The organism is Burkholderia singularis, assembly GCF_001718875.1.
Taxonomy (GTDB): domain Bacteria; phylum Pseudomonadota; class Gammaproteobacteria; order Burkholderiales; family Burkholderiaceae; genus Burkholderia; species Burkholderia singularis.
Window position 1 is genome coordinate 955,999 of sequence record NZ_CP013448.1, and the last position, 26,447, is coordinate 982,445.

The window sequence follows — 26,447 nt, forward strand, 5'->3', positions numbered from 1 at the left end:
GCCCGTGAGTTTTTGGGAAAACGGAAAATGGCCGGCCGACGATTCGACCGGCGCGGCACGCTTTAGCGCCGCTGTCCGAACATCATCTGCCGTGCGATGGCCGTCTTGAGCGGCGGCACGCATTCGAGCGCGGTGAGCGCCGCGCCGCGCAGCAGCGCGAGCGGCGTCGAATCGATCGTGAAGAGGCGCGCGAGCGTATCCGTTGCGCCGATCGTGAGGCGCCGGTCGAGTGCGCGGCGCGCGTTGAACGCCGCGAGCGCAAGCGGCGTTGCGCCATGTTCGGACAGCGCCTCGACGAGGGTGTGCGCATCGCGCAAGCCGAGATTCAACCCCTGGCCCGCGACCGGGTGCAGCGTTTGCGCGGCGTTGCCGACGATTGCGATACGGCCGTCGACGAGCGTGCCGGCCGCGGCGAGTCCGAGCGGAAACGACGCGCGTCCCGCGATATGCGTGAAGCGGCCCATTCGCTCGCCGAACGCGGCGCCGAGTTCGCGTAGAAACGCGTCGTCGGGCAACGCGCCGCGCCGCTGCGCGGCGTCGGGCGCGCAGCACCAGACGAGCGCATAGTCCGCCTGGCGCGGGCCGCCCAGCGGCAGTAGCGCGAGCGGGCCTTCGGCGGTGAAGCGCTCCCATGCGACGCGCGGGCGCGGCGCCGATACCGAGACGGTGCCGACGAGCGCGGTTTGTCCGTAGTCTCGGCGCCGCGTGCGCTCGGCGAGCTTGCGTTCGCGGTCGCCGAAAAGCCCGCCTTCGGCATTGACGAGCACGCGCGTGCGCAGCGTGCGCGTGCCATCCGGCGTCTCGATCGTCACGCTCACGCCGTCGGCGTCCTGCGCGGGCGTTTGCGCGCAAGCCGACATGAACCAGTGCACCGGCGCGCCGCGCACCGCGCGTGCGAGCGCCTCGACGATCGAGCCGTAGCGCGCGACATAGCCGAGTGCGGCGAGGTCGTGCTCGTCCCGGTCGATCAGCGTGCGCCCGAAGCGGCCGCGCTGCGACACGTGGATATGCTCGATCGGCGTCGCGTCGGCGGGCCAGCCGAGCGTGTCGAGCAGAATCCGGCTGCCTTGCGATACGGCGATCGCGCGCGGATCGTTTGCGCTCGCTTGCGGCGCGCGCGCGTCGATCAACGCGATCGACAGCGCGCGCGTGGCGCTGCGGCGCGTGAGCCAACCGGCAAGCGCGAGCCCGACCGGGCCCGCGCCGACGATCGCGATATCGAAATCGAACGCAGGTGAGGAGGCGGCGGTCGTCATCGTGAGGGGTGGTTCGTTCTGGCGGGAAGGCGAGGCGCGAGCGTCACGGCTGCTGCGGCGGTGACGGCGCGGCGGCGCGCGCATCGCGCATCAGCGCCTCGATCTCGCCCGCGGCCACCGGCACGCCGCGCGTGATCAGCTCGCAGCCGCCGGGCGTGACGAAGGCGTCGTCCTCGATCCGGATGCCGATGTTCCAGTACGCCGGCGGCACGTCGTCGGCGGGGCGCACGTAGAGGCCCGGCTCGATCGTGAGCGCCATGCCCGGTTGCAGCACGCGCGACGGCCGTGCGCCGTCTTCGCCGCGCGGTGCATGGCGCTCGCGATAGTCGCCGCAATCGTGCACGTCCATGCCGAGCCAGTGGCCGGTGCGGTGCATGTAAAAGCGCGTGTACGCGCGCTCGGCGATCACGTCGTCGACGCTCGGGAAGCGCGCTTTCGGCACGAGGCCGGTGTCGAGCATGCCTTGCGCGAGTACGCGCACCGCGGCGTCGTGCGGATCGTCGAATGCCGCGCCGGCGCGCGTGGCCGCGATCGCAGCCTCCTGCGCGGCGAGCACGATGTCGTACAGCTCGCGCTGAGGGCCCGAGAAGCGGCCGTTCGCCGGAAACGTGCGGGTGATGTCGGACGCGTAGCCGTCGAGTTCGCACGCCGCGTCGATCAGGACCAGATCGCCGTCTTGAACGACCGCGTCGCCGGCCGGGTAATGAAGCACGCAGGCGTTCGCGCCGGCGGCGACGATCGAGCCGTAAGCCGGCGATTGCGCGCCGTGGCGGCGGAACGTGTACAGCAGCTCGGCTTCCAGCTCGTATTCGCGCACGCCGGGGCGGCATGCGGCGATCGCGCGGCGGTGCGCGAGCGCGGAAATGTCGGCGGCGCGGCGCATGATGGTTTGCTCGTGCGCGTCCTTGACGAGCCGCATGTCGTCAACGAGCGGCGTCAGATCGAACGCCGCGCGCGGCGGTGCGACGCCCGTGCGTTCGCGCGCGCGCACCGCGTCGAGCCAGCCGGCGATGCGGCGCTCGAGTTCGGCGGATGCGCCGAACAGATAGAAGAGCGCGGGCGCGTCGGCAATGATGCGCGGCATCTCGGCATCGAGCGCGTCGTAGGCGAACGCGGCGTCGAAGCCGAAGGCGTCGCGCGCGGCGTCGGGGCCGAAATGGAAGCCTTCCCAGATCTCGCGCTCGGGATTTTTCGCGCGGCAGAACAGAATCGTGCGCGGCGCGCTTGCCTCGGACGATGCGTCGAGCACGACGAGCGCATCGGGCTCGGCAAAGCCGCTCAGGTAGTAGAAGTAGCTGTCGTGCCGGTACGGATAAGCGCTGTCGCGGTTGCGCATCACTTCCGGCGCGGTGCAGATGATCGCGACGCCGCCGCCTTGCGCGCGCAGCGCGGCCAGCACGCGGTCGCGGCGCTGGCGGTAGACGTCGAGGGCGATGGCGGGTTCGGTCGGCTGGTTCATCACGCGATTGTAGCGCCGTCGCGGCGCATGCGCGCGAGCGCAATGGGCGGCGGAAATTGTTGCAAACCATCCACAGGCCGGGCAGCCGATTGTCAATCAGTCAACGCCCCCCGGTTATGATCGGCGGCAACGTATACTCTCGGGCGGTATTCTCGATAGAACCCGACAGAAGGCAATGATGAAATTAATCGGCTCGCTCAGCAGCCCATTCACCCGCAAGGCGCGAATCGTGCTCGCTGAAAAGAAGATCGACTACAAACTGGAACTCGAGAACGTTTGGGCGCCAGACACCCACATCCACGCGTCGAACCCGCTCGGCAAGGTGCCCTGCCTGGTGATGGAAGACGGCGCCGCGGTGTTCGATTCGCGCGTGATTTGCGAATACGTCGATACGCTGTCGCCGGTGGGCAAGCTGATTCCGCCGTCCGGGCGCGAGCGCATCGAGGTGCGGTGCTGGGAGGCGCTTGGCGACGGCGTGCTCGACGCGGCGGTGGCGATTCGCGTGGAGCACACGCAGCGCGAGCCGCAGCAGCGGAACGACGCGTGGATCGCGCGTCAGCAGCGCAAGATCGACGACGGCCTCGTCGCGATGTCGCAGGGGCTCGGCGGCAAGCCGTGGTGCGTCGGCAATCACTACACGCTCGCCGACATCGCGCTCGGCTGCACGCTCGGTTATCTCGACTTCCGGATGCCGGAAATCAATTGGCGCGAGCGCCATCCGCATCTCGACAAGCATTACGCGAAGCTGTCGCAGCGCCCGTCGTTCGTCGATACCGTGCCGCAGTGACGGCGGCGCGCGGCCGATAGGCCGATAGACCGATAGACCGATAGACCGATAGGCAGCGGCCGGCAAGCGGCCAACGACAACGCCTCGCGGCACTTGCCGCGAGGCGTTGTCGTTTGGGACGCGGGCAGGCTCAGCCGAGTTGCGCGTAGACGATTTCGCCGGGCGTGAACGAATCGCTGCGCGCGGCGGGCCACCACGTGTCGTACAGCGACAGCCCGCACGGGCTGCTGCTGAGCAGCGCGCCCGGCGGCAGATATTTGAGCAGTTGCGACATCAGCCGCACCTCGTGCGGCGCGATGCGCTGAACGATGTGGTGCGCGCGCAGCTCGCTCGGATGGCGCAGCCCCGCCGCCTGGATCAATTCCTGCAGCGCATGCAGCGTATTGCGATGGAAGTTGTGCACGCGTTCGGCCTTGTCGGGTACGACGAGCGCGCGTTGACGCACCGGGTCTTGCGTGGCGACGCCGGTCGGGCAGCGGTCGGTATGGCAGTGCTGCGCCTGGATGCAGCCGACCGCGAACATGAAGCCGCGTGCCGAGTTCACCCAGTCCGCGCCGATCGCGAGCGTGCGCGCGATATCGAACGCGGTGATGATCTTGCCGCTCGCGCCGAGCTTCACGCGCTCGCGCAGCCCGATTCCGACGAGCGTGTTGTGAACGAGCAGGAGCCCTTCCTGCAGCGGCACGCCGACGTGATCGGTGAATTCGAGCGGGGCGGCGCCCGTGCCGCCTTCCGCGCCGTCGACGACGATGAAGTCCGGCACGATGCCCGTTTCGAGCATGGCCTTCGCGATGCCGAAAAATTCCCACGGATGGCCGACGCACAGCTTGAAGCCGGTCGGCTTGCCGCCCGACAGCTCGCGCAGCCGGTCGACGAATTCGAGCAGCCCGCGCGGCGTCGAGAACGCCGAATGCGCGGCGGGCGACACGCAATCCTTGCCCATCGGCACGCCGCGCGTCTCGGCGATCTCGGGCGTGATCTTCGCGGCCGGCAGCACGCCGCCGTGGCCGGGCTTGGCGCCCTGCGAGAGCTTCACCTCGATCATCTTCACCTGCGGCTCGCGCGACTGCTTCTCGAACTTGTCCGGATCGAACGTACCGTCGGCGCGGCGGCAGCCGAAGTAGCCGGAGCCGATTTCCCAGATGATGTCGCCGCCGTTCTCGCGGTGGTACTTCGACATCGAGCCTTCGCCGGTGTCGTGCGCGAAGCCGCCCAGCTTCGCGCCGAGGTTCAGCGCGCGGATCGCGTTTGCCGACAGCGCGCCGAAGCTCATCGCCGAGATATTGAAGATCGAGATGTCGTAAGGCTGCTTGCGCGATGCGCCGACGCGAATCCGGAAATCATGTCCGTCGAGCTTCGTCGGCGCGAGCGAGTGGCTGATCCATTGATGCGCGACAGCTTTCACGTCCAGCTCGGTGCCGTATGGCCGGTTGTCGGCGACGTTTTTCGCGCGCTGGTAGACGAGGCTGCGCTGCGCGCGCGAGAACGGCTTTTCGTCGGTATCGTCCTCGACGAAGTATTGGCGGATTTCCGGGCGGATGAACTCGAACAGAAAGCGCAGGTGGCCCCAGATCGGATAGTTGCGCAGGATCGCGTGCCGGTCCTGCTTCAGGTCGTACAGGCCGAGCGCGACGGCGGCGGCGACAGGCACGATCCACAGCCACGAAATCGCATGCCGCGCGGCAAGCAGCGCGAGCGCGGCGAGCAGAACGGCGGCGCACCACATCGCCAGATAGCGTCGAGAAAACATGGGGACTCCCAATCATCGTTTTTTGAGACGCCGCGATGCCCGGCAGGGCCGGGCGGTGCGGCAGCCGCCACGGCGCGCCGCTCGACGCGGCGCCGTGCGCGTGCCGCCAGTCTAAACCGTTCGCCGCTCAGCGCGCGCTGGCGAGCGTGGCCGCGCCGCTTGCCGGCTGCGCGGCGCTCAACGCGGAAGTGGGCGCGGCGCAAGCGGTGCGGCTGGCCGGGCCGCCGGCCGCCGATTCGATGATGCCGCCGCCGATGCATACGTCGCCGTCGTACAGCACCGCCGACTGGCCGGGCGTGACCGCCCACTGCGGCGTGTCGAACGTGAGCGAGAAGCGCTCGCCGCTCGGCGCGCCGGCCGGGGCGCGGCCGAACGCGCATGGCGCGTCGGCCTGCCGGTAGCGGGTTTTCGCGCCGCACCGCACGCCGTCGGCGGGCGGCTCGCCCGCGATCCAGCTGACGTTGCCGGCGACGAGTTCGCGCGACAGCAGCCACGGATGGTCATGGCCTTGGACGACGTACAGCGTGTTCGACGCGATGTCCTTCGCCGCGACGAACCACGGCTCGCCGCTGCCGTCCTTGCTGCCGCCCAGGCCAATGCCCTTGCGCTGCCCGAACGTGTAGAACGCGAGGCCGATGTGCTCGCCGACCGTCTTGCCGTCGGGCGTCTTCATCGGGCCGGGCTGCGTCGGCAGATAGCGGTTCAGGAAGTCGCGGAACGGCCGCTCGCCGATGAAGCAGATGCCGGTCGAATCTTTTTTCTTCGCATTCGGCAGCCCGATGCGCTCGGCGATCTCGCGCACCCGCGTTTTCGGAATCTCGCCGAGCGGGAAGAGCGTCTTCGACAATTGCGCCTGATTCAGCCGATGCAGGAAGTACGACTGGTCTTTCGTGTGATCGAACGCCTTGAGCAGCTCGAAGCGGCCGTCGCGTTCGCGCACGCGCGCGTAGTGGCCGGTCGCGATCGTCTGCGCGCCGAGCGACATCGCATGATCGAGGAACGCCTTGAACTTGATCTCGGCGTTGCAGAGCACGTCCGGATTCGGCGTGCGGCCCGCCGAGTACTCGCGCAGGAATTCGGCGAATACCCGGTCCTTGTATTCGGCCGCGAAATTGACCGCCTCGACGTCGATGCCGATCAGATCCGCCACCGATACGACGTCGATCCAGTCCTGCCGCGTCGAGCAGTATTCGCCGTCGTCGTCGTCCTCCCAGTTCTTCATGAAGAGGCCGACGACGTCGTAGCCCTGTTCCTTCAAGAGCCATGCGGTCACCGACGAATCGACGCCGCCCGACATGCCCACCACCACCCGGCGCTTGCTCATTTGTCCACCGCCTGCCGGACGTCGGCCGTGCTGCCCGTGCGGTAGGGCGCGACCGAGTGCGTGTGCACGAAATCGAGCGGCACGCGGCGCCCGGCGAGGTAGTCGTCGACGCTGCGCATCACGGTGGGCGAGCGGTGGTGCTGCGCGCAGGCGCGCAACTCGTCGGCCGTCATCCACAGCGTGCGGACGATGCCGTCGTCGAGCGCGCGGCCCGCGAGCGCGTCGCCCGCGCGGCCGCAGAACGCAAAGCGCAGATAGGTCGCGCCGGCGCGCGCCGGGCGCTCGTAGTGCGCGAGATAGATGCCAACGAGCGCGTCGGGCTCGAACGGACGCGCGGTTTCCTCGAGCGTTTCACGAATCACCGCGTCGACGAGTGTTTCGCCGGCTTCGAGATGGCCTGCGGGCTGATTGATTCGCAGGCCCGATGACGTGTGCTCTTCGATGACGAGAAAGCGCCCGTCGCGCTCGACGATCGCGGCGACCGTCACGTGCGGAGTCCAGATTTCGGGTTTCATGGTCCCGCATTTTACCGGTTGCGCGCGTGGGCTGCCGTAACCCCATAGCGCGGTTCCGACCCCGGCGCAAGCCCCTGCGTTGCCGGGCCGCGCCGGTCGGGCCGCTGCGAACCCGCCCCGTTGCGGAATCGCAGCCGCTTTCGGTTAAAGTGGCGCCTGAAACAGCCGTTGCCTTCGAGCCGGTATGTCCAGTCGTCCGGCTCGCCCGCAGTCCAGCAGCAAAAATCATGCAGAGGAGGGATCGACGATGCATATCGGAGTGCCTGCCGAGACGCGGGCGAACGAGGCGCGCGTGGCGGCGACGCCGGAGACGGTCAAGAAATACGTGGCGGGCGGCCATCGCGTGACGCTCGAACGCGGCGCCGGCGCGGGCGCGAGCTTTCCGGACGACGCGTATGCGGCGGCCGGCGCGGAGCTTGCCGATGCGCCCGCCGCGCTCGGCGCGGATCTCGTGCTGAAGGTCCAGGCGCCGACCGAGGCCGAGACCGCGCATCTGAAACGCGGCGCGACGCTCGTCGGGATGCTCGAGCCGTTCAACGCCGAGCAGGCGGCGCGGCTCGCGGCGGCGGGCGTCACCGGTTTCGCGCTGGAGGCCGCGCCGCGCACCACGCGCGCGCAGAGCCTCGACGTGCTGTCGTCGCAGGCCAATATCGCCGGCTACAAGGCGGTGCTGGTCGCCGCGTCGCTGTATCCGCGCTTTCTGCCGATGCTGATGACGGCCGCCGGCACCGTGAAGGCCGCGCGCGTGCTGGTGCTCGGCGCGGGCGTCGCGGGCTTGCAGGCGATCGCGACCGCCAAGCGTCTGGGCGCGGTGATCGAGGCGTCCGACGTGCGCCCGGCGGTGAAGGAGCAGATCGAATCGCTCGGCGCGAAGTTTCTCGACGTTCCGTATGAAACGCAGGAGGAGCGCGACGCGGCCGATGGCGTGGGCGGCTATGCGCGGCCGATGCCGGCATCGTGGCTCGAGCGCCAGGCGGCGCTCGTGCACGAGCGCGCGAAGCAGGCCGACATCGTCATCACCACCGCGCTGATTCCGGGGCGCCCCGCGCCGACGCTGATCTCCGCGCAGACCGTCCAGTCGATGAAGCCCGGCTCGGTGCTCGTCGATCTCGCGGCGGGCCGCGGGCCCGAGATCGACGGCCGCAAAGGCGGCAACTGCCCGCTGAGCGTGGCCGATCAGGTGATCGTCCACCAGGGCGTGACGATCGCCGGTTACACGAATCTGGCCGCGATGGTGCCCGCCGACGCGTCGTCGCTCTACGCGCGCAATCTGTTCGACTTCCTGAAGCTGATCGTCACGAAGGAAGGCGCGCTCAACATCGATCTTTCGGATGACATCGTCGCCGCGACGCTTTTGTGCCGCGACGGCGAAGTCACGCGCAAATAACGGGGAGGCGGCGATGGAACTCATCAATCACACGGTCATTAACGTGATCATCTTCGTGCTCGCGGTGTATGTCGGCTATCACGTGGTCTGGAACGTGACGCCCGCGCTGCACACGCCGCTGATGGCGGTGACCAACGCGATCTCGGCAATCGTGATCGTCGGCGCGATGCTCGCCGCCGCGCTCACGGTGGGCGGCGTCGGCAAGTTCTTCGGCACGCTCGCCGTCGCGCTCGCGGCCGTCAACGTGTTCGGCGGCTTTCTCGTCACGCGCCGCATGCTCGAGATGTTCAGGAAGAAGGAGCCGAAAGCCGGCGGCAACGCGAAGGAGGGCGCGCGATGAGCATGAACGTCGTCACGCTGCTGTATCTGGTCGCGTCGGTGTGTTTCATCCAGGCGCTCAAAGGTCTGTCGAATCCGAAGAGCGCTAGACGAGGCAATCTATTCGGAATGGTCGGCATGACGATCGCGATTCTCACGACCGTCGCGCTGATCGTCAAGCAGGCCGCATGGCTCGGCGCGAATCTGCCGCTCGGGCTTGCGCTCGTGCTCGGCGCGCTCGTCGTCGGCGGCGCGGTCGGCGCGGTGGTGGCCGCGCGGGTCGAGATGACCAAGATGCCGGAACTCGTCGCCGCGATGCATTCGCTGATCGGTCTGGCCGCGGTGTGCATCGCGTATGCGGTGGTGGCCGAGCCGGCGGCGTTCGGCCTGGTGCCGCAGGATGCGGCATCGCCGAACTTCATTCCATACGGCAACCGCATCGAGCTGTTCATCGGCACGTTCGTCGGCGCGATCACGTTCTCCGGCTCGGTGATCGCGTTCGGCAAGCTGTCGGGCAAATACAAGTTCCGGCTGTTCCAGGGCGCGCCCGTGGTCTACCCCGGCCAGCATCTGATCAACCTGATGCTCGCGCTCGCGATGCTCGGCTTCGGCGTGCTGTTCTTCCTGACCCAGGCGTGGCTGCCGTTCATCGTGATGACGGCGATCGCGTTCGTGCTCGGCGTGCTGATCATCATCCCGATCGGCGGCGCGGATATGCCGGTCGTCGTATCGATGCTGAACTCGTACTCGGGCTGGGCGGCGGCGGGCATCGGCTTCTCGCTGAACAACGCGATGCTGATCATCGCCGGGTCGCTCGTCGGCTCGTCGGGCGCGATTCTGTCGTACATCATGTGCCACGCGATGAACCGCTCGTTCTTCAACGTGATCCTGGGCGGCTTCGGAGGCGACGCGGGCGCGGCCGCGCCGGGCGGCGCGAAGGAGCAGCGGCCGGTGAAATCGGGCTCGGCCGACGACGCCGCATTCATGCTCGGCAACGCGGAGACGGTGGTGATCGTGCCGGGCTACGGTCTTGCGGTGGCGCGTGCGCAGCATGCGCTCAAGGAGTTGACCGATAAGCTGGCCGACAAGGGCATCGACGTGAAGTATGCGATTCACCCGGTCGCCGGGCGGATGCCGGGGCATATGAACGTGCTGCTCGCGGAAGCGGAAGTGCCATACGAGATCGTGCACGAGATGGAGGACATCAACGGCGAGTTCGGCCAGGTCGACGTGGTGCTGGTGCTCGGCGCGAACGACGTCGTCAACCCGGCGGCGAAGAACGATCCGAAATCGCCGATCGCGGGCATGCCGATCATCGAGGCGTACAAGGCGCGCACGGTGATCGTCAACAAGCGGTCGATGGCGGCGGGCTACGCGGGGCTCGACAACGAGCTGTTCTACATGGACAAGACGATGATGGTCTTCGGCGATGCGAAGAAGGTCATCGAGGACATGGTGAAGGCGGTCGAGTGAGCGCGCGCGACGCGCGGGGCGGCGCGCTTGCCGAGCGGCCGCCTCGCGCGGCCGCTCAGCCGGGCCCGTTACGGGCGTGGACGGAGCCTAGCGCTGATGCATCGGCGCATTCGCGTTGCGCAGATAATCGGCGAGCCGCCGGCCTTCCTGATCGGGAAACGGTTCGCACACCGCAACCTCGCTCATCCGGGCGATATCGAACGTGCGGAAATCCCCGCGCATCTCGCACCACGCGCCGATCGTCCAGCGCCCGCCCCAATACAGCAGCCCGAGCGGCCATACGCGGCGCGCCGTCTGCGCGCCGAACCGGTCGCGGTACGCGAAGCTGACCGTGCGCCGGCTGTCGACGGCCTCGTGCAGCGCATCCACTTTCTCCGAGAATGAGCGGTCGATGTGAAACGACGGGGCGAACACCGCGAGCCGCTCGAGCGTCGCGCGCTTGTCGGCGGGCATCGCCGAGGCGATTTTCGCGAGCGCCGAGCGCGCGCCGCCCGCGAAGCGCGCGCCGCCCCAGGTCTCGATCATCCGCGCGCCGGCCGCGAGCGCGGCCAGCTCTTCGGCGGTGAACGTCAGCGGCGGCAGGCTCGCCGCGCGGTTCAGGCGATAGCCGATGCCGGCTTCGCCCTCGATCGGCACACCGGACAGCTGCAGATCGCGCACGTCGCGGTACACGGTGCGCGGCGATACCGACAGCCAGTCGGCGAGTTGCTGCGCGGTCGTCAGACGCCGGCCGCGCAGCAATTCGGCGATTTGGAACAAGCGGTCGGCGCGGCGCGTCATCGCGGGGCTTTCGAGGAGTGAGCGGGATTGGCAATGTCGCGATGATAGCGCCGGGCGCGACGGCCGGCACGTCTGTTTGCGGCGCCCGGCCGTGCGCGCGCGGGCGTCGCCGCGCTCAACGGCATGTGCGCGAATGCAGGCCGATGCGGTTGCCTTCGGTGTCGATCAGATAGCCGATGTAGCCGTAGTTGTTCGGCAGCTCGATCACCGATCCCTGCACGATACCGCCCGCGCGCTTGGCGCGCTCGAGCGCGGCCGTCACCGGTCCGTTCGCGTTCAGATAGACGGCGACGCCATGCTCGCCGGGCCTGAGCCGCTGCGGATCGTAGACGAGCGCGCCGCCCGTGGCCGCTTCGGGATGCACGAATACCGCGGTCGGCACGCCGCCGATCACGTCGCGTTGCAGCGCGGTGTCGAGCATCGCTTCGTAGAAACGGATCGCGCGTTCGAAATCGAGCGACGGAATGTCGAACCATGCGATCACATGTTCGCTGTTTGCCGTGGTCATGACAGGCTCCTGAGTACATGGGTGAAGGCGACGTCCGGCCGGGAGATGGGCCGCATCGCGACGGTTTCGCAGTGTGCGCGAGGCCTGCTGACAGCGTGTTGTCAGTAGCGTCGCAGCGTGGGGCGCGCGCGTTCGGCTACGGGGCGAAGCGCGGTGGGCGGGCGGCCGAACGGGCGTTGTAACGGGCCAACGCGCACGTGGATGCGGCTTGCGTTTGCTTGTTCGGGGTGCGGCCTATTCGCAACTGGCGGGCGCGATCGAGCCGAATGCGAATGACGCGTGAGCGCAGTGGTGCGATGTCGGGCGGCGGCTTCGCACCGGGGCTGGCAAGCGGCTCAAGTCTCGAGTCTCGAGTCGCGATCGTGCGGCGCGAACGAAAGCGGCGGTACGGCGCGCAATGCGCTGCCGATCCATGAGATCGCAACGCGATGGGGCGATGCAATCACGCGCGCGCCGCTCTGAACGGTCCGAAGCGCGGCGCGCGCCGGTAATGCCGGCCATGTCGCGGGCGCGGCATGGCCGGCGGTTTGCCGCCGCCGTCAAGCGTCGTGATCGGCGTCGTCGCTCGCGGATGCGTTGTTGCGTTGCCGCGTGCTGCCCGCGATCAGATCGAAGCGGAACAGCCGGCATTCGAGCGCGCCGTTGAACAGCGGCGTTTTCGCCGATTCGCGCAACCGCAATTGCCCCGGCAGCGTGCGGTCCGAACTCAGCAGGAACGCGCGCCAGCCGGTGAAGTGCTGCTTGAGCGCATCGCCGAGCGCGCGGAAGAACTCGCTGTCCGGCGCGTCGGTGTGGGTGCGGCGGAACGCGTCGTCGCTGCGCGCACGATCCGCGCCGCGCACGTCGCCGCGCGGTCCGCGGCCGCGCACGGCGATTCGCTCGCCATACGGCGGATTTGCGACGATCACGCCGGGTGTGCCGACGGGCGGCGCCATGTGGCGCGCGTCGAGCTGCTTGAGCCACATCGGCGGCACGCCCGCACGCTCGAGATTTGCGCGGGTTTTGTCGAGCATGTCGCCGGAGATGTCGCTGCCGAAGATCGCGAGATCGTCGCGCTTGCCGCGCGCCGCGCGCTTCGCGTCCATCGCGGCGACCTTGAGCGTTTGCCACGCGGTGATGTCGTATTGCTTGAGCTTCTCGAAGCCGAAACGGCGTTCGACGCCGGGGGCCACGTCGAGCGCGATCTGCGCGGCTTCCGCGACGAACGTGCCGCTGCCGCACATCGGATCGTACAACGGCGTGCCGGGCGTCCAGCCGGTCAGCCGCAGGATGCCCGCGGCGAGATTCTCGCGCAGCGGGGCGGCGCCCTTGTCGAGCCGCCAGCCGCGCTTGAAGAGCGGCTCGCCGGACGTGTCGAGGTACAGCGTGCAGTCTGCGGCCGTCAGGAACGCGAACACGCGCACGTCGGGCTGCGCGGTATCGATGCTCGGACGCGCGCCCGTTTTGTCGCGCAAACGGTCGCAGACGGCGTCTTTCACGCGCAGCGTCGCGAATTCGAGGCTCTTGAGCGGCGACTTGATTGCGGTAATGTCGACGCGCAGCGTCTGCGTCGCCGCGAACCAGCGCTCCCACGGCTGTTCGAGCGCGAGCGCGTAGACGTCCTGCTCGTTGCGGTACGGGCGCGAGGCGATTTTCAGCAGGACGCGGCTTGCGATCCGCGAATGCAGATTGGCCGCCATGCCGGCCGCCCAGCCGCCGCGAAAATGCACGCCGCCCGGCACCTGCGCGCCCGTTTCGAACGGGGCGACGGCGTGGCGCGCGGCGATCTCGGCGAGTTCGCCGGCGAGCGCGGCTTCAAGCCCGCGCGGGCAAGGAGCGAAAAAATCGAATAGGGTCGGCAAGGACATAGGACGGGCGGATGCGGGCAAAAGTACGCCATTGTACGCGGGCGCGCGGGGGTGGCCGCGCGGGCGGCGGCCGGGCAGGGAGCGGGGGCGCGTGCGCGGGCGCGCACGCCGGATAACAACAGGAAACGGCGCGTTTGCCGTGGCGCATGGCCGGGGCTGCTTCGGCGGCTGCCCCGATGCTGCCTCGACGGCTGCCCTGGCGTTTTTCCGGCGCTCCCCGACATTTCCGGACGAGCGTTGCCGCTCAATGCGCGCCGCTTTCTCCCGCCGCCCCGCGCGGTGGCCAAACGAGGCTGATCGGCCGCTTGAGCACCGCGCGGCCGATCGCGGCGACGAGCGAGCGCACCTTCGTTGGCCGAAGGCTGCGCGAGCGCACGGCCATCGTGAAGGCGAGCGCGAAGCTCACCGCGACGTTGAGGATCGCCATGCTGAGCACGCCCGCGACGGCCCACCACAGCTCGCTCGAGCGCAGCGTTTGCTCGCCGAGCACGCCGAGCGCGACGCCGATCGAGCCGGCGGACAGCGTCACGTGGCGCACCTCGAACGAGAACGCGAACACGCTGACGATTGCCGGCACGAGGCCGAGCATCAGCCCGAGGCCGACGTTGCCGACCACGCCCGCGACGTTCGAGCGGCAAAAGTGCGCGAGCTTGGCCGCGCCCGCGATGCCGAGCGTGAGCCGCAGGCGCCGGTTGTATGCCAGCGCGTCGCCGACGCGGTGCAGCACGAACCAGTTGTCGGCCCAGCCGGCGACGAGACTCGACGCCCACAGCAGCACGCCCGTCAACGCGGCGTAGATCGGTGTCGGGCCGATCAGCGAGAACGACTGCAACGTGGCATGCGCCTTTTGCGGCGAGATCACGTTTGTATGCAGCACGGTTTGCGCGAACATCTGCACGGCGAAACATACGGGCAGCACGACGAGCACGTTGCCGCAGATCGCGGCCGCCTGCGTGCGGATCAGCGCGATCACCGACGACACGAACTGCTTCACGCCTGCGTCGTGCGACGTGCCGTCCAGTTCGCGCGCGATCGTCGGCGCGGTCATCGCCGGCTGCTTGGTGGCGAGCGTGAAATGCAGGAAGTGCATCAGCAGGAAGCTTGCCGCGTAATTGACGCCGGCGAGCAGGCCTTCGAGCATCGATTGCAGGTGCGCGCCGGTGATCCAAAACTTGATGCAGACAGTTGCGACCGTCACGAGGCCGCCGCCCGCGGCCATGCGCAGCATCTTCAGATAGTCGGCGCGGCCGCGCGTGATGTAGTGCTCGCCGGTATCGGCGTTCGTCTCGACGAGCTTGCGCGCGAACAGCGCGAAATTGCTGCGCATGAGATGCGACACGCTTTGGCTGTTGTGATTCGCATCGACCAGTTCGGCCGTCAGCCGCGCGAGCCCGCGCAGATCGTCGCGCGCCATCCAGGCGTTCAGCAGCGTCTCCGCGCGCTTGATGCGCATGCGCATGCGCTCGACCTGGAACACGATGTCGACCGACACGCCGTTGCGGTACAGGTGCGCGTATACGTCTTCGATCGATTGCCCGCATTCGTCGAGCAGCACACGCAGATAGTTCACTTCGTGCAGCAGCTTGCTCGGATCGCCGCCCGCGCTTTCCTCGAGCGCCGCGTTCGCGGTTTCGACGGCGAGCATCGCGCGCGTGAGCCGGAAGAACGGCTGCGCTTCGAGCGGCGCACGCGCGTCGTCGGTCGCCAGGCGGCTGCGCACGGTCTGCGACAGGCCGGTCGAGCTGATCTGGCACGTCAGGTTATGCAGCGCGGCGAGCAGGTCGCGCGAGAACGCGCCGGGCTCGTGGCGCTCCTGGTCCGTCACGTCGAAGGCGAACAGATCGGACAGACGCGCGAGCAGATCGTCCGGCAGCGCGTCGATCCACGCGGCGTCGCTCGTGAGCGGGAACATCAGCGTGAACAGCGCGGCCAGCTCGCGGCGGTTCGGCGCGGGCGGGATCAGCGACGAGTCGAACCGCTCGACGAGCGCGCCGAAAAAGCCCGAATGCACCGGCATGCCCGCATCGCACAGCAGCGAGATGCCGTCGCTGTCGCGCAGCACGCCGCGGATCACGCGCGCGACATTGGTTTTCCACGCGGGATTGCGCTCGAGCACGTGCAGCGCATAGCGCAGCCGCGCATGCGCGGTCAGCGTGCGCTCGTCGGGGGCGTCGCCATCGGGCGGCGTCCCCGCCGCCGCGGCCGGCATCGCGCCGCTGCGCCGCAGCCAATGCGCGAACTCGATCAGCCATTCGGCGCGCTCCGCATACGGCGCGTTGGCGTCGGCGGTCGCAAGGAGCGCGTCGAGCTGGTGACTCGCGTTTCGCGACGCCCGCCATTTCTTGATCAGGGTCGTCAGGGATTCGAACATAAAGAGATAGATGCCGCTTGACGCCGAGTCCGGCCAGCAGACCGGCGGCGCGACTTGGGGCTTCGCGTCAAAAAACCAGACATATTACCCGCTAAGCATGAACGGCAATCGGCGGGCCGGGCGTCGCGTGCGATGGCCGCCCAATTGATGCGCAGATGGCGTATGCGCATGGCTCGCGAGCCGATTTGCGCGATGCGGTGCTTCACGAACCTTTCGCTCTGGCGTTCTTCAACGCGGGCGATCGCGTCGGGCGACCTGATCGCCTACTCGAACGTTCGCTAAACACGAAAGGAGCGAAACATGCCAAATTGGGTCATTACGGGGGACAGCACCCCCATGGATAAGATCGTCGGCTACCGGGACACGCTGCAAGCTATGCGGGCCTTCGTTCATGCCGGCGGCGCATTGCAGCACAACCACGTCAACGTGTACGGGCATGCGTTGCCTTCCCCGAACCCGCCGTGGATCACGTTGCGGTTCTCCAACCACAATTTCGAGGTAAGCGAGATCAACGGTCAGCCGATCGATTACAACTATCCGCAACAGTTGCCGGCGTTCGACTGCGGGACGTTTCCGTTCGCTTTTCCCGTCAACCCGGCCGCCGTCAATCTGAATCAGAAAACGCAGCTGCTGTTTCTGTTTGCCGAAGCGGCACGCAGCCGGGTGATCCAGGACCGGATGGAGGGTTCGTTTGCCGGCTACGGCGACGTGGATTTGCAAAGCCTGGAGGTGCTGGCGAGGCATTACGCCGCCACCTGCGAGGTCGTGCAGATCAACTGGGTGCATCCGGACCGGCCGCTGACCCGCGGCGATTATCTGGCGTATGCCGCGACGCTTCCGCAGGGCTATCCGGTTCGAATCGCGATCGAGCAGTTGCTTGCCTGAGCTTGGGCGGCCCGGCGGCCCGGCGGCGAGCGCCGGTCGCAGGATGGCGCAGGCCGGGCGCTTCGGCGGTAGTGCGCCGAAGCCGCGGCGCGAGGGCAGCGCGCAGACGGCGCGCGCCGACCGGATTCCGCGTTGGATTCGAGCGCGCCGGCGGCCGGTTACGACGTGCCGTCGACGGGCTGCGCGTTCCGCGCCGCCGGGCTGGCCGGACAACGGACGACAGGCGTGGCGGGCGCTGCTGCCGCCGCTGCCGCGCCGCCGGCTGCCGGCCGCTTTGCGGGGGCCGCAGCCTGAGTTGGCGCGCGCGCGGCAGCGATCGCATGCACACCGGCCGTGATTTGATCTGCGAGCACGCCGATCGCACGGCGATGGCCGTCGACGAGCGCGTCGTAGCCCGGCTGCACCGGCTCGACGACGTCGGTGCGGCACGTCATGACCATTTGGCTCGGCAGCGCGCGCACGCTCCAGACGGCGGTCAGCGCCGCATGCCGGTCCGGCCACGATTCGAAGCGTTGAACGTTCACGCTGATCCGGTAGACGGGGACATTGGCCGGATAAGCGGAATTCGCGACGTCAATCGTATCGAGCCGCCGCGTGAGCGCCGACGACAGCGCGCGGCGTATCTCGTCGGCAGGCTGCGACACCCAGCGCGTTTGCTCGAGCACGTCCACCTGCGACGGACTCTTCTGGACGACGAATTGATTCATCGCGACTTGTTCCGGCACGTCGATCGCGGGCACCTGGATCAAAAATGCGGGATTCGCGCTGACGGCCGGTGCCGGTGCCGGTGCCGATGCGGCAGTGGCAGCGGCCGCCGCCGCGTCGAGCGTATAGAAGCGCGCGGGCGGCGACGAGCAGGCTGCGAGCGCCGCCGCCGCACCCGCGAGCGAGAGGCGCGCGGCACCGCGCACCGCACGCACGGCCCGTGCGAAATGGGCCGCTCGGATCGTGTGTGCGGTCATTTCTTGTCTCCTGGTTTGCCTTGCAGCAGCGATTCGGGATGCCGTTCGAGATAGTCGGCGAGCGCGTTCAGCGATTGCAGCGTGCGCGTCAGCTCCTTCAGCGCGCCGCGCACGTCCGATTGCAGCGGCGAATCCTGCTGCAGCGTCGCCTCGGCGGTGGTGAACGTCTGCTTGGCTGCTGACAGCGTATCGCGCGCTTCGGGCGCGACTTCGGTGTCGAGCCGTTTGAACAGCTTGTCCGCGTTCGTGAGCGCGCTGTTCAGGTTGTTGCCGATCTGGTCGAACGGCACCTTGTCGAGCTTCTTCGCGATGTCCGCGACCTGCAGTTGCAGTTCGTCGAGCGTATTGGGCACCGTCGGCAGCTCGACCGGCTCGTGCGCCAGGTTGAGCTTCACCGGCGAGGCTTTCGGGAAGAAATCGAGCGCGACGTAGAGCTGGCTCGTCAGCAGGTTGCCGGTTCGCAACTGCCCGCGCAGCCCATGCTGGACCAAGCGCTGCAGCAGCTCGCGCCGCGCCGTTTCGCCTCTGCTGTCCGTCGCGTCGCGAAAGCGTCTGCCGAGCCGGTCGGGGTACAGATTCATCGTCACCGGCATGATGAAATTCTTCGTCTTGGGATCGAAGTCGATGCCGATGTTCGTCACCTGACCGAGCACGATACCGCGAAAATCGACCGGCGCGCCGATCGACAGCCCGCGCAGCGACTGGTTGAAGCTCATCACGACCTGCACGGGCTCGCCGTCCGGATCGCGCATCGCGTCGGCCTGGTCGGCGCCGAGACGGAACGTCGTGTTTTTGGGCGCGACCGGCCCCGCCGACTGGCCGGTGGGCGCCTGGAACGCGAGGCCGCCGAGAATCACGGTCGCGAGCGACTGCGTGTTCAGTTTCAAGCCGCTCGAGTCGAGCTGCAGATCGACGCCGCTTGCCTGCCACCAGCGCGAATTCAGGCCGACGTACTGGTCATACGGCGCGTTGACGAACACGTTGAACGTGACGCCCGTGCCCTCCTTGTCAAGCGAGAAGCCGACCACTTGGCCGACCTGCACGCGCCGGTAGTAGACGGGCGAGCCGATGTCGATCGAGCCGAGCGAATCGCCGCGCAGCACATACTGCGTGCCTTTCTGGTCGCCGGTGACGGCGGGCGGCGTTTCGAGCCCGGTAAATGAGCGCACGGTTTCGTCCGAGCGGCCGGCGTCGGCGCCGATATACGCGCCCGACAGCAGCGTGCCGAGCCCCGACACGCCGCTCGCGCCGACCCGCGGCCGCACGACCCAGAAGCGCGAATCCTTCGCGGCGAAGCGCTCGGCCTCCTTCTTCAGTTGCACGTCGACGAGCACGTGCGACAGATCATTCGACAGCTTGATCGTCTTCACCATGCCGATCTCGACGTCTTTGTATTTCACCTGCGTCTTGCCGGGTTCGAGGCCTTCGGCGCTGCGAAAGCTGATCGTGATGCCGGGGCCGCGATCGAGCACGGATTTCACGACGAGCCCGATGCCGATCAGCGCCGCGACGAGCGGCACGAGCCAGACGAGCGACGGCAGCCAGCCGGTGCGCCGGCTGACGACGGGCTCGGGCAGCTTCGGCGGTTCGCCGCCGGATGGGGAGGGGGGAGCCGCATTCGGGTCGTGCTGCGGGCCTTGCGGACTATTCATGAGGATTCCCTGACGTTTCTTCTACGTTGTCCCAAATGAGTCGGGGGTCGAACTGCATCGACGCGATCATGGTCAGAATCACGACTGCGCCGAACGCGAGCGCGGCGGGGCCGGCGGTGATCGTCGCGAGCGAGCGGAAATGCACGAGCGCGACGGTCAGCGTGACGACGAAGATGTCGAGCATCGACCAGCGGCCGATGCGCTCGACGATCCGGTACAGCTTGGTGCGCTGCATCGGCCGCCACGCGGAGCGGCGCTGCGCGGTGACGACCAGAATGAGCAGCACGCCGAGCTTGAGCATCGGCACGAGGATGCTGGCGATGAAAACGATGGCGGCCAGCGGCCACTCGCCCGATATCCAGAAATAGACGACGCCGCTCATGATCGTGTCGTCCTGCGAGCCGACGATCGATGTCGTGTGCATGATCGGCAGCAAGTTCGCCGGCAGATAGAGGATCGTCGCGGCGATCAGGAACGCCCATGTGCGCGCGATGCTGTCCGGCGTGCGCAGGTGCAGTGTCGCGCCGCAGCGCTCGCAACGTGTTTTCGGGTGCGGCGCGCCGGGCGAAACGGGCGCCAGTTTTTGCACGTGCGCGCATGCGTGGCAGCTCGCCATGCCGGCACGCGCGGCGGTGACGATCTCGCTCATCGGCAGCGTGCCTCCTCGGCCGGGCCGGCCGATGGGCGCTCGCCCGGCTTGCGCCCGCGTTCGTTCAGCTCGTCGGCGATATCCCACAGCGTATGCGGCTCGACCATGACGACGACCGCGAGTATCAGCGTGAGCGCGGCGAACGCGAACAGTGCGGCGTCCGGAATCACGCGCGCCAGACTCACCATTTTCACGATCGTGACGAGGATGCCGAGCATGAACACCTCGATCATTCCCCACGGCCGCACGAACTGGATTGCCCGCAGCACGCGGTTGAAGCCGGGCGGGACGATGCCGGCGCGCAGCGCAAAAAGCACGTAGAGAAGCGCGGCGAGTTCGATCAGCGGAAACAGCAGCGTCGAGCAGAACACCATGACCGCGACGATTTCCATCCCCTGACGCCACAATGTATCGAGTGCGCCGATCACGGTCGTCTGCACGCGCATGCCGTTGACGTCCATTTCGAGGATCGGAAACCCTTGCGCGATCAGGAATGTGATGAGCGCGCCGAGCGTGAGGGCGCAAAGGCGATCGATTTGCGCCGAGCTGCTCCTGTAGAGTAGTGCATCACAGCGCGGACAGCGTGCGGTTTGTTTGCCGCTAAGGCGTGGTTTGTGCAACAGTGCGTCGCACTCATGACAGGCAATGAGAGTGTGTCGTTCCATAGAAAGGGACGGTTGCGCGGTATTGCCGGTGCATGCCCGCAGGGCTGGAATCCGCGCCCATATTACCAAAAGGGCGATTTGCACGGCGTCAAGTACACGGCAATCGGCTGACGGCGCCGGCCGGCCGCTCGAGCCGCGAACCGTCTTGCACCGCCGGCCGCGCTTCTGCCAAGCGCGGCCGGTTACGGTAGCATGGCGGCCGTGGAATGAATGCGTCGCACGGATACGAGCGCGCCGACGCGGCGCTTCGCATAACTGGAGAATTCATGACCTCGCTTTTTTCGTCTGCCTCGCCCCCGCCAGCGGCGTATACGCGCACCGCGATCGCGCTTCATTGGCTGATCGCACTCCTGATCGTATGCGGCTTCGCGCTCGGCTGGGTGATGACCGATATCCCCGGTTTCACGCCGGCCAAGCTCAAGTATTACTCGTGGCACAAATGGATCGGCGTGACCGTGTTCGCGCTCGCGATCGCCCGCGTGCTGTGGCGCGCCACCCACGTGCCGCCGCCGATGCCGGCCGGCATGCCTGCGTGGCAGCGAGCGGGCGCGCATGGCGTGCATGCGCTGCTCTACGTGCTGATGCTCGCGATTCCGGCCACGGGCTATTTGTACAGCTCGGCCGCGAACATTCCGGTCGTCTACCTCGGTCTCGTGCCGCTGCCGCGCCTGATCGACCCGGACCCGGCGCTGAAGGCGACGTTGAAGGCGGCGCACGTCGCGCTCAACTACGGTCTGCTTGCGCTCGTTGCCGCGCACGTCGCCGCGGCCGTCAAGCACCAGTGGCTCGATCGCGACGGCGTGCTGTCGCGTATGCTTCCCTTTCTCAAATAACCCGGAAATCAGGAACGCTTATGAAAGTCTCGTTCTACCGTTACATGCTCGCGGCGTTTGCAGCCGCTTCGGTTGCCTTGTCGGGCGATGCGCTTGCACAGGTCGATCTGGCCAAGAGCAAGGTGTCGGCCGTGTCCAAGCAGATGAACGTGCCGACGGAAGGCGTGTTCAAGAAGTTCAACGCGCAGATCAAGTTCGATCCGGCGAAGGCCGCGCAGGGCAGCGCCCAGGTGACGATCGATGTCGCGAGCTACGATCTCGGCGATCAAATGTACAACGACCAGGTCGCGGGCAAGGACTGGTTCGACGCGAAGACGTATCCGCAGGCGAGTTTCGTGTCGACCGCGATCGCGCCCGCGGGCGGCAACAAGTACAACGTGTCGGGCAAGCTGACGATCAAGGGCAAGACCCAGGCGGTCACTTTGCCCGTGACGGTCACCTCCAGCGGCGCGACGCAGACGTTCGACGGCGTGCTGCCGATCAAGCGTTCGGCATTCAACGTCGGCACTGGCGAGTGGAAGGATACGTCGATCGTTGCCGACGAAGTGCAGATCAAGTTCCATATCGTCGCCGCGAAATGACGCGGGCGGCTTAGGCCGCCGCGTCGCGGCTCCGCGCTGTTTTTGTTTCACTCGGTTTGTTTCACTCGACTCACGGCTCTGGGCGGGCCGGGAGATTTTTTCGCACCACCACGCCGCCCTGGCGGGCGGCCCCGTCACAAGGAGATTGATTTGAACCAGCAACTGATGATCGCGGCGGGTGCGCTGGCCGCCGCACTGTCGTTCTCGGCGCACGCCGCCCCCGACACCTACAAGTTCGACCCGACCCACACGTACCCGAGCTTCGAGGCCGACCACTTCGGCGGGCTGTCGGTGTGGCGCGGTAAGTTCGACGAGTCGAGCGGCACGGTGACGCTCGACCGCGCGGCGAAGACGGGCACGGTCGACGTGACGACGAAGGTTGCGTCGATCGCGACGGGCAATACGAAGCTCAACGAGCATTTGCAGACCGCCGATTTCTTCGATTCGGCCAAGTATCCGGATGCGAACTACAAGGGCACGATCAAGTTCGAAGGCGACAAACCGGCGGAAGTGGTCGGCAATCTGACGCTGCATGGCGTGACGAAGCCGCTGACGCTGAAGATCGTTTCGTTCAAGTGCATGCCGCATCCGATGCTGAAGAAGGAAGTATGCGGCGTGGATGCAGCCGGCGAGTTCAACCGCGACGATTTCGGCCTCGACTACGGCAAGCAGTACGGTTTCAAGATGAAGACGAAGCTGCTGATCACGGCCGAGGCGGTGAAGCAGTAAGCGTGATGCGAAACCGCGCGTGCTTGCGCTGCGCGGTGGAGCAGGCTACGCGGCCGCGCTTCGCAAGGGGCGCGGCTTTTTTTGTGCGCCGGGATGCGCACAAAAAAAGGCCGGTTCGCAACGAACCGGCCTTCATCGTTTTCAAGCGTCGCCGCCGAGCGGCACGTTCAACGCAGCACGAGCAACGCTTTCAAGCGGCGCGAATCCCGCTCAAACCTGGGCTCCCGCATTCGGGTCGTTCGGGTCGTGCGCGGCTTTTTTCTCTTTCATCAGATCCTCGCGTTTGATCCCGAGCCACATCGCCAGCGAACCGGCCACGAACACCGACGAGTAGATGCCGAACATGATGCCCACCGTCAGCGCGAGCGCGAAGTAGTGCAGCGTCGGGCCGCCGAAGAAGAACATCGACAGCACCATCATTTCGGTCGACGTGTGCGTGATGATCGTGCGCGACATCGTGCTGGTGATCGCGTGGTTGATCACTTCCTGCACGCTCATCTTGCGTTCACGGCGGAACGTCTCGCGGATTCTGTCGAAAATGACGACCGATTCGTTGACCGAGTAGCCGAGCACCGCGAGCACCGCGGCCAGCACCGACAGCGAGAACTCCCACTGGAAGAACGCGAAGAAGCCGAGAATGATCACGACGTCGTGCAGGTTCGCGATGATGCCCGCGACCGCGTATTTCCACTCGAAGCGAAACGACAGGTAGATCACGATGCCGATCACGACGCACGCGAGCGCGAGCAGGCCGTCGGTCGCGAGTTCGCGGCCGACCTGCGGGCCGACGAACTCGACGCGCTGCAATTGCACGTCCGGGCTCTGCGCCTTCAGCCCCGCCATCACCTGGTCGCTCTGTTGCGCGGACGTGAGCCCTTGCTTGAGCGGCAGCCGGATCAGCACGTTGCGCGACGTGCCGAAGTTCTGCACCTGCGCATCGGCATAGCCGAGCTGGCCGAGCGCCGCGCGCACCGGCTCGAGCTGCGCGGCCTGCTGGTATTGCACTTCGATCACCGTGCCGCCCGTGAACTCGACGGACAGATGCAGCCCGCGATGGAACAGGAAGAACACGGCGGCCACGAACGTCACGAGCGAGATCACGTTGAAGACCAGCGCGTGCCGCATGAACGGGATGTCTTTACGGATGCGGAAAAATTCCATGATGGTCTCCGGCGCTTAGTTGGACGGGCCTTGCTTCGGCGGCACGCCCGGCCCCGAGCGGCGGCGCGCGACCGGCTTGCCGGCGCGCGGCGCATTGGCGGGCTGCTTCGGCGTGGCGGCGTGCGTGCCGGCAAGCGGCGCGTTCGCCCGCGCGTCGTCGCCGAGTTGCGCGGGCGCGCCGGGCGCGTCGGCGGCGGGGCGCCACACCTGCCCGATCGCGAGCGACTGAAGCTTCCTGCGCCCGCCGTACCAGAGATTCACGAGCCCGCGCGAGAAGAACACCGCGGAGAACATCGACGTGACGATGCCGATGCAGTGAACGATCGCGAAGCCGCGCACCGGGCCCGAACCGAACGCGAGCAGCGCGAGGCCGGCGATCAGCGTCGTGACGTTCGAATCGAAAATCGTCGCCCACGCGTGCGCGTAGCCTTGCTGGATCGCGGTTTGCGGCGCCGCGCCGTTGCGCAGCTCCTCGCGGATGCGCTCGTTGATCAGCACGTTCGAGTCGATCGCCATGCCGAGCGCGAGCGCGATCGCGGCGATGCCGGGCAGCGTGAGCGTGGCCTGCATCATCGACAGCACGGCGATCAGCAGCAGCAGGTTCACCGACAGCCCGATCACCGACACCAGGCCGAACAGCATGTAGTACGCGATCATGAACACGGCGATCGCAACGAAGCCCCAGACCACCGAATGGAAGCCCATCTTGATGTTGTCCGCGCCGAGGCTCGGGCCGATCGTGCGTTCCTCGATGATGTCCATCGGCGCGGCGAGCGAGCCCGCGCGCAGCAGCAGCGCGAGATCGGTGGCCGCCTGCGGCGTCGGCTGGCCGGTGATCTGGAAGCGGTCGCCAAGCTCGGACTGGATCGTCGCGACGGTCAGCACTTCGCCGCGGCCCTTCTCGAACAGCACCATCGCCATCGGCTTGCCGATGTTCTCGCGCGACACCGCGCGCACCGCGCGGCCGCCCGCCGCATCAAGGCGGATGTTGACGGACGGACGCTGATGTTCGTCGAAACCGGCCGACGCGTCGATGATCCGGTCGCCGGTGAAGATCACTTGCTTCTTCAGCAGCACGGGCGTCTGGTTGCCCTGCGTGAACAATTCCTCGCCGGGCGGCACCGGATCGTTCGGATTCGGGTGCGTGTTGAGCGGATCGGCGAGGCGCGCCTCGAGCGTCGCCGTGCGGCCGATGATGTCCTTCGCCTTCGCGGTGTCCTGCACGCCCGGCAGCTCGACGACGATCCGGTCGTTGCCCTGCTGCTGGAGGATCGGCTCGGATACGCCCAGCTCGTTGACGCGGTTGTGCAGCGTCGTCAGGTTCTGCTTGAGCGCGGCGTCCTCGACGGCCTTTTGCACGGCCGGCGTGAACGTGCCGACCACCTGATAGCCGCCGCCGCCCGGCTGCGTGGCCCATTGCAGCTCGGAGACGGACTGCGCGAGCAGCTTGCGCGCCTGCTCCGCGGTGTCCTGGTCGGCGAAATTCGCGACCACAGCCTGGTCGACGCGGTTCACGCCGCCGTCGCGGATGCCCTTGTCGCGCAGCAGCGTGCGCGCGTCGGACGCGTCGGAGTCGAGCTTTTTCGTCAGCGCGCCCGTCATGTCGACCTGCAGCAGGAAGTGGACGCCGCCGCGCAAATCGAGACCGAGATACATCGGCAGCGCGTGCAGCGCACTCAGCCAGCGCGGCGACGCGCTTTGCAGGTTCAGCGCGACGACGTACTGCGGATCGTTCGGATCGGCGTTCAGCGTCTTTTGCAGCAGATCCTTCACGCGCAACTGCGTGTCGGTGTCCTTCAGGCGCACGCGGATGGTCGCGTTCGCGGACGCGTTGTCGAACGTGACGTCGTCGGCCGCGACGTTGTTGGCCTTGAGCGCGGTTTCGACCTGCGCGAGCGTGTCGGCGCCGAGCTTGACCGTGGCCTTGCCGCTCGACACCTGCACCGCCGGCGCTTCTCCGAAGAAGTTGGGCAGCGTGTACAGGAAGCCGATGGCGAGCGCCACGACCATCACGACATATTTCCAGAGTGGATAACGATTCATGAGGGGGCCGAACGGGTGGGTTGGCTGGGATTGCGCCGCATCCGGCGCCGCCCGCGCCGCGCATGCGGCGGGGCGCTCGGGCGCGCGAACGCGGCGGCGGGGCTTACAGCGACTTGATCGTGCCCTTCGGCAGGATGGCCGTCACGGCGGCCTTCTGCACGGTGATTTCGGTGCCCGACGCGATTTCGACGCCGATATAGGCATCCGTCACCTTCGTCACCTTGCCGACGAGCCCGCCGCTCGTCACCACTTCATCGCCCTTGGCCATCGCGGCGAGCATGTTCCGGTGCTCCTTCTGCCGCTTCATTTGCGGACGGATCATGATGAAGTAAAGCACACCGAACATCAGCACGAGCGGCAGGAAGCTCATCAGGCTCGATTCGGCTCCGCCCGCTGCGCCTTGCGCATAGGCATTGGAAATGAACGACACGTTGGTCTCTCCGTGGGAAGATCGAAAAAAACAAGCCGGTTATTCTACCACCGGCCCTCATTGCGACAGCGGCGCAAATGCG

23 protein-coding genes and 1 pseudogene are annotated in these 26,447 nt (G+C 67.3%); 8 read left to right on the forward strand and 16 right to left on the reverse strand.

Annotated features, from left to right (window positions below):
- Window positions 1-62: 62 nt before the first annotated feature.
- On the reverse strand, window positions 63-1,256 hold the full coding sequence (locus AQ611_RS04385; protein WP_069235131.1) for a UbiH/UbiF/VisC/COQ6 family ubiquinone biosynthesis hydroxylase: 1,194 nt from the start codon (window positions 1,254-1,256) through the stop codon (window positions 63-65).
- A 43-nt stretch (window positions 1,257-1,299) separates the two neighbouring features.
- A complete protein-coding gene (locus AQ611_RS04390) occupies window positions 1,300-2,715 on the reverse strand; it encodes an aminopeptidase P N-terminal domain-containing protein (RefSeq protein ID WP_069233804.1) in 1,416 nt (471 codons plus the stop codon).
- Window positions 2,716-2,890: 175 nt separating this feature from the next.
- On the opposite strand from AQ611_RS04390, the gene AQ611_RS04395 reads away from it, so the two are divergent.
- A complete protein-coding gene (locus tag AQ611_RS04395) occupies window positions 2,891-3,502 on the forward strand; it encodes a glutathione S-transferase family protein (protein WP_059515985.1) in 612 nt (203 codons plus the stop codon).
- A gap of 130 nt (window positions 3,503-3,632) precedes the next feature.
- Here AQ611_RS04395 and AQ611_RS04400 read toward each other — a convergent pair.
- The 3 genes and pseudogenes from AQ611_RS04400 to AQ611_RS04410 all read right to left on the reverse strand — a co-directional run bounded on the left by AQ611_RS04400 (window position 3,633) and on the right by AQ611_RS04410 (window position 7,091).
- A pseudogene (locus AQ611_RS04400) lies at window positions 3,633-5,323 on the reverse strand (FMN-binding glutamate synthase family protein).
- 56 nt (window positions 5,324-5,379) lie between these two features.
- Complete coding sequence (gene mnmA / locus AQ611_RS04405) at window positions 5,380-6,576, reverse strand: tRNA 2-thiouridine(34) synthase MnmA (protein WP_069233806.1); 1,197 nt, start codon at window positions 6,574-6,576, stop codon at window positions 5,380-5,382.
- Complete coding sequence (locus tag AQ611_RS04410; protein ID WP_069233807.1) at window positions 6,573-7,091, reverse strand: NUDIX hydrolase; 519 nt, start codon at window positions 7,089-7,091, stop codon at window positions 6,573-6,575. Before AQ611_RS04410 ends, mnmA begins: the two co-directional genes overlap by 4 nt.
- 247 nt (window positions 7,092-7,338) lie before the next feature.
- Here AQ611_RS04410 and AQ611_RS04415 point away from each other — a divergent pair, with 247 nt between their 5' ends.
- From AQ611_RS04415 to AQ611_RS04425, 3 genes are read left to right on the forward strand one after another with little or no spacing between them, the layout of a single operon-like run.
- The gene (locus AQ611_RS04415; protein ID WP_059515994.1) at window positions 7,339-8,478 is read left to right on the forward strand and encodes a Re/Si-specific NAD(P)(+) transhydrogenase subunit alpha; all 1,140 of its coding nucleotides are present in this window, start codon (window positions 7,339-7,341) and stop codon (window positions 8,476-8,478) included.
- Window positions 8,479-8,491: 13 nt separating this feature from the next.
- Window positions 8,492-8,818: an NAD(P) transhydrogenase subunit alpha part 2 gene (locus tag AQ611_RS04420; RefSeq protein ID WP_059515996.1), complete on the forward strand. Its 327-nt coding sequence runs from the start codon at window positions 8,492-8,494 to the stop codon at window positions 8,816-8,818.
- Entirely contained in the window at window positions 8,815-10,269 is a 1,455-nt protein-coding gene (locus tag AQ611_RS04425; protein WP_059515998.1) for an NAD(P)(+) transhydrogenase (Re/Si-specific) subunit beta, read from the forward strand. The genes AQ611_RS04420 and AQ611_RS04425 overlap by 4 nt, the downstream gene beginning before the upstream one ends.
- An 87-nt stretch (window positions 10,270-10,356) precedes the next feature.
- Here AQ611_RS04425 and AQ611_RS04430 read toward each other — a convergent pair whose 3' ends face one another.
- From AQ611_RS04430 to AQ611_RS04445, 4 genes are all read right to left on the reverse strand, one after another.
- On the reverse strand, window positions 10,357-11,049 hold the full coding sequence (locus tag AQ611_RS04430) for a helix-turn-helix transcriptional regulator (RefSeq protein ID WP_059516001.1): 693 nt from the start codon (window positions 11,047-11,049) through the stop codon (window positions 10,357-10,359).
- A 115-nt stretch (window positions 11,050-11,164) separates the two neighbouring features.
- On the reverse strand, window positions 11,165-11,557 hold the full coding sequence (locus AQ611_RS04435; RefSeq protein ID WP_059516003.1) for a VOC family protein: 393 nt from the start codon (window positions 11,555-11,557) through the stop codon (window positions 11,165-11,167).
- 539 nt (window positions 11,558-12,096) lie between these two features.
- The gene (locus tag AQ611_RS04440; protein WP_069233808.1) at window positions 12,097-13,404 is read right to left on the reverse strand and encodes a THUMP domain-containing class I SAM-dependent RNA methyltransferase; all 1,308 of its coding nucleotides are present in this window, start codon (window positions 13,402-13,404) and stop codon (window positions 12,097-12,099) included.
- A gap of 244 nt (window positions 13,405-13,648) precedes the next feature.
- Entirely contained in the window at window positions 13,649-15,775 is a 2,127-nt protein-coding gene (locus AQ611_RS04445; protein WP_069233809.1) for a site-specific recombinase, read from the reverse strand.
- 336 nt (window positions 15,776-16,111) lie between these two features.
- On the opposite strand from AQ611_RS04445, the gene AQ611_RS04450 reads away from it, so the two are divergent.
- Window positions 16,112-16,660, forward strand: coding sequence for a hypothetical protein (locus AQ611_RS04450; RefSeq protein ID WP_069233810.1), 549 nt, complete (start codon window positions 16,112-16,114; stop codon window positions 16,658-16,660).
- Between the two features lie 158 nt (window positions 16,661-16,818).
- Here AQ611_RS04450 and AQ611_RS04455 read toward each other — a convergent pair whose 3' ends face one another.
- Genes AQ611_RS04455 through AQ611_RS04470 form a run of 4 tightly spaced genes read right to left on the reverse strand, consistent with a single transcriptional unit; the run spans window position 16,819 to window position 20,588 of the window.
- Complete coding sequence (locus AQ611_RS04455) at window positions 16,819-17,622, reverse strand: PqiC family protein (RefSeq protein ID WP_069233811.1); 804 nt, start codon at window positions 17,620-17,622, stop codon at window positions 16,819-16,821.
- Entirely contained in the window at window positions 17,619-19,274 is a 1,656-nt protein-coding gene (locus tag AQ611_RS04460) for a PqiB family protein (RefSeq protein ID WP_059516013.1), read from the reverse strand. The genes AQ611_RS04455 and AQ611_RS04460 overlap by 4 nt, the downstream gene beginning before the upstream one ends.
- Window positions 19,267-19,923 carry a paraquat-inducible protein A gene (locus tag AQ611_RS04465; protein WP_059516015.1) on the reverse strand — a complete coding sequence of 219 codons (657 nt, stop codon included), beginning with the start codon at window positions 19,921-19,923 and terminating at the stop codon, window positions 19,267-19,269. The genes AQ611_RS04460 and AQ611_RS04465 overlap by 8 nt, the downstream gene beginning before the upstream one ends.
- Window positions 19,920-20,588, reverse strand: coding sequence for a paraquat-inducible protein A (locus tag AQ611_RS04470; RefSeq protein WP_059516017.1), 669 nt, complete (start codon window positions 20,586-20,588; stop codon window positions 19,920-19,922). The genes AQ611_RS04465 and AQ611_RS04470 overlap by 4 nt, the downstream gene beginning before the upstream one ends.
- Window positions 20,589-20,854: 266 nt before the next feature.
- On the opposite strand from AQ611_RS04470, the gene AQ611_RS04475 reads away from it, so the two are divergent.
- From AQ611_RS04475 to AQ611_RS04485, 3 genes are all read left to right on the forward strand, one after another.
- Entirely contained in the window at window positions 20,855-21,421 is a 567-nt protein-coding gene (locus tag AQ611_RS04475) for a cytochrome b (protein WP_059516135.1), read from the forward strand.
- 20 nt (window positions 21,422-21,441) lie between these two features.
- On the forward strand, window positions 21,442-22,002 hold the full coding sequence (locus AQ611_RS04480) for a YceI family protein (RefSeq protein WP_059516019.1): 561 nt from the start codon (window positions 21,442-21,444) through the stop codon (window positions 22,000-22,002).
- A gap of 150 nt (window positions 22,003-22,152) precedes the next feature.
- Window positions 22,153-22,731 (forward strand): YceI family protein, encoded by a 579-nt coding sequence (locus AQ611_RS04485; RefSeq protein ID WP_069233812.1) that lies wholly within the window; start codon window positions 22,153-22,155, stop codon window positions 22,729-22,731.
- A gap of 210 nt (window positions 22,732-22,941) precedes the next feature.
- Here AQ611_RS04485 and secF read toward each other — a convergent pair whose 3' ends face one another.
- The 3 genes from secF to yajC all read right to left on the reverse strand — a co-directional run bounded on the left by secF (window position 22,942) and on the right by yajC (window position 26,365).
- On the reverse strand, window positions 22,942-23,892 hold the full coding sequence (gene secF / locus AQ611_RS04490) for a protein translocase subunit SecF (RefSeq protein WP_069233813.1): 951 nt from the start codon (window positions 23,890-23,892) through the stop codon (window positions 22,942-22,944).
- Between the two features lie 15 nt (window positions 23,893-23,907).
- Window positions 23,908-25,935, reverse strand: coding sequence for a protein translocase subunit SecD (secD, locus tag AQ611_RS04495; RefSeq protein WP_059516024.1), 2,028 nt, complete (start codon window positions 25,933-25,935; stop codon window positions 23,908-23,910).
- A 103-nt stretch (window positions 25,936-26,038) separates the two neighbouring features.
- Entirely contained in the window at window positions 26,039-26,365 is a 327-nt protein-coding gene (gene yajC / locus AQ611_RS04500) for a preprotein translocase subunit YajC (protein ID WP_059516026.1), read from the reverse strand.
- Window positions 26,366-26,447 lie beyond the last annotated feature (82 nt).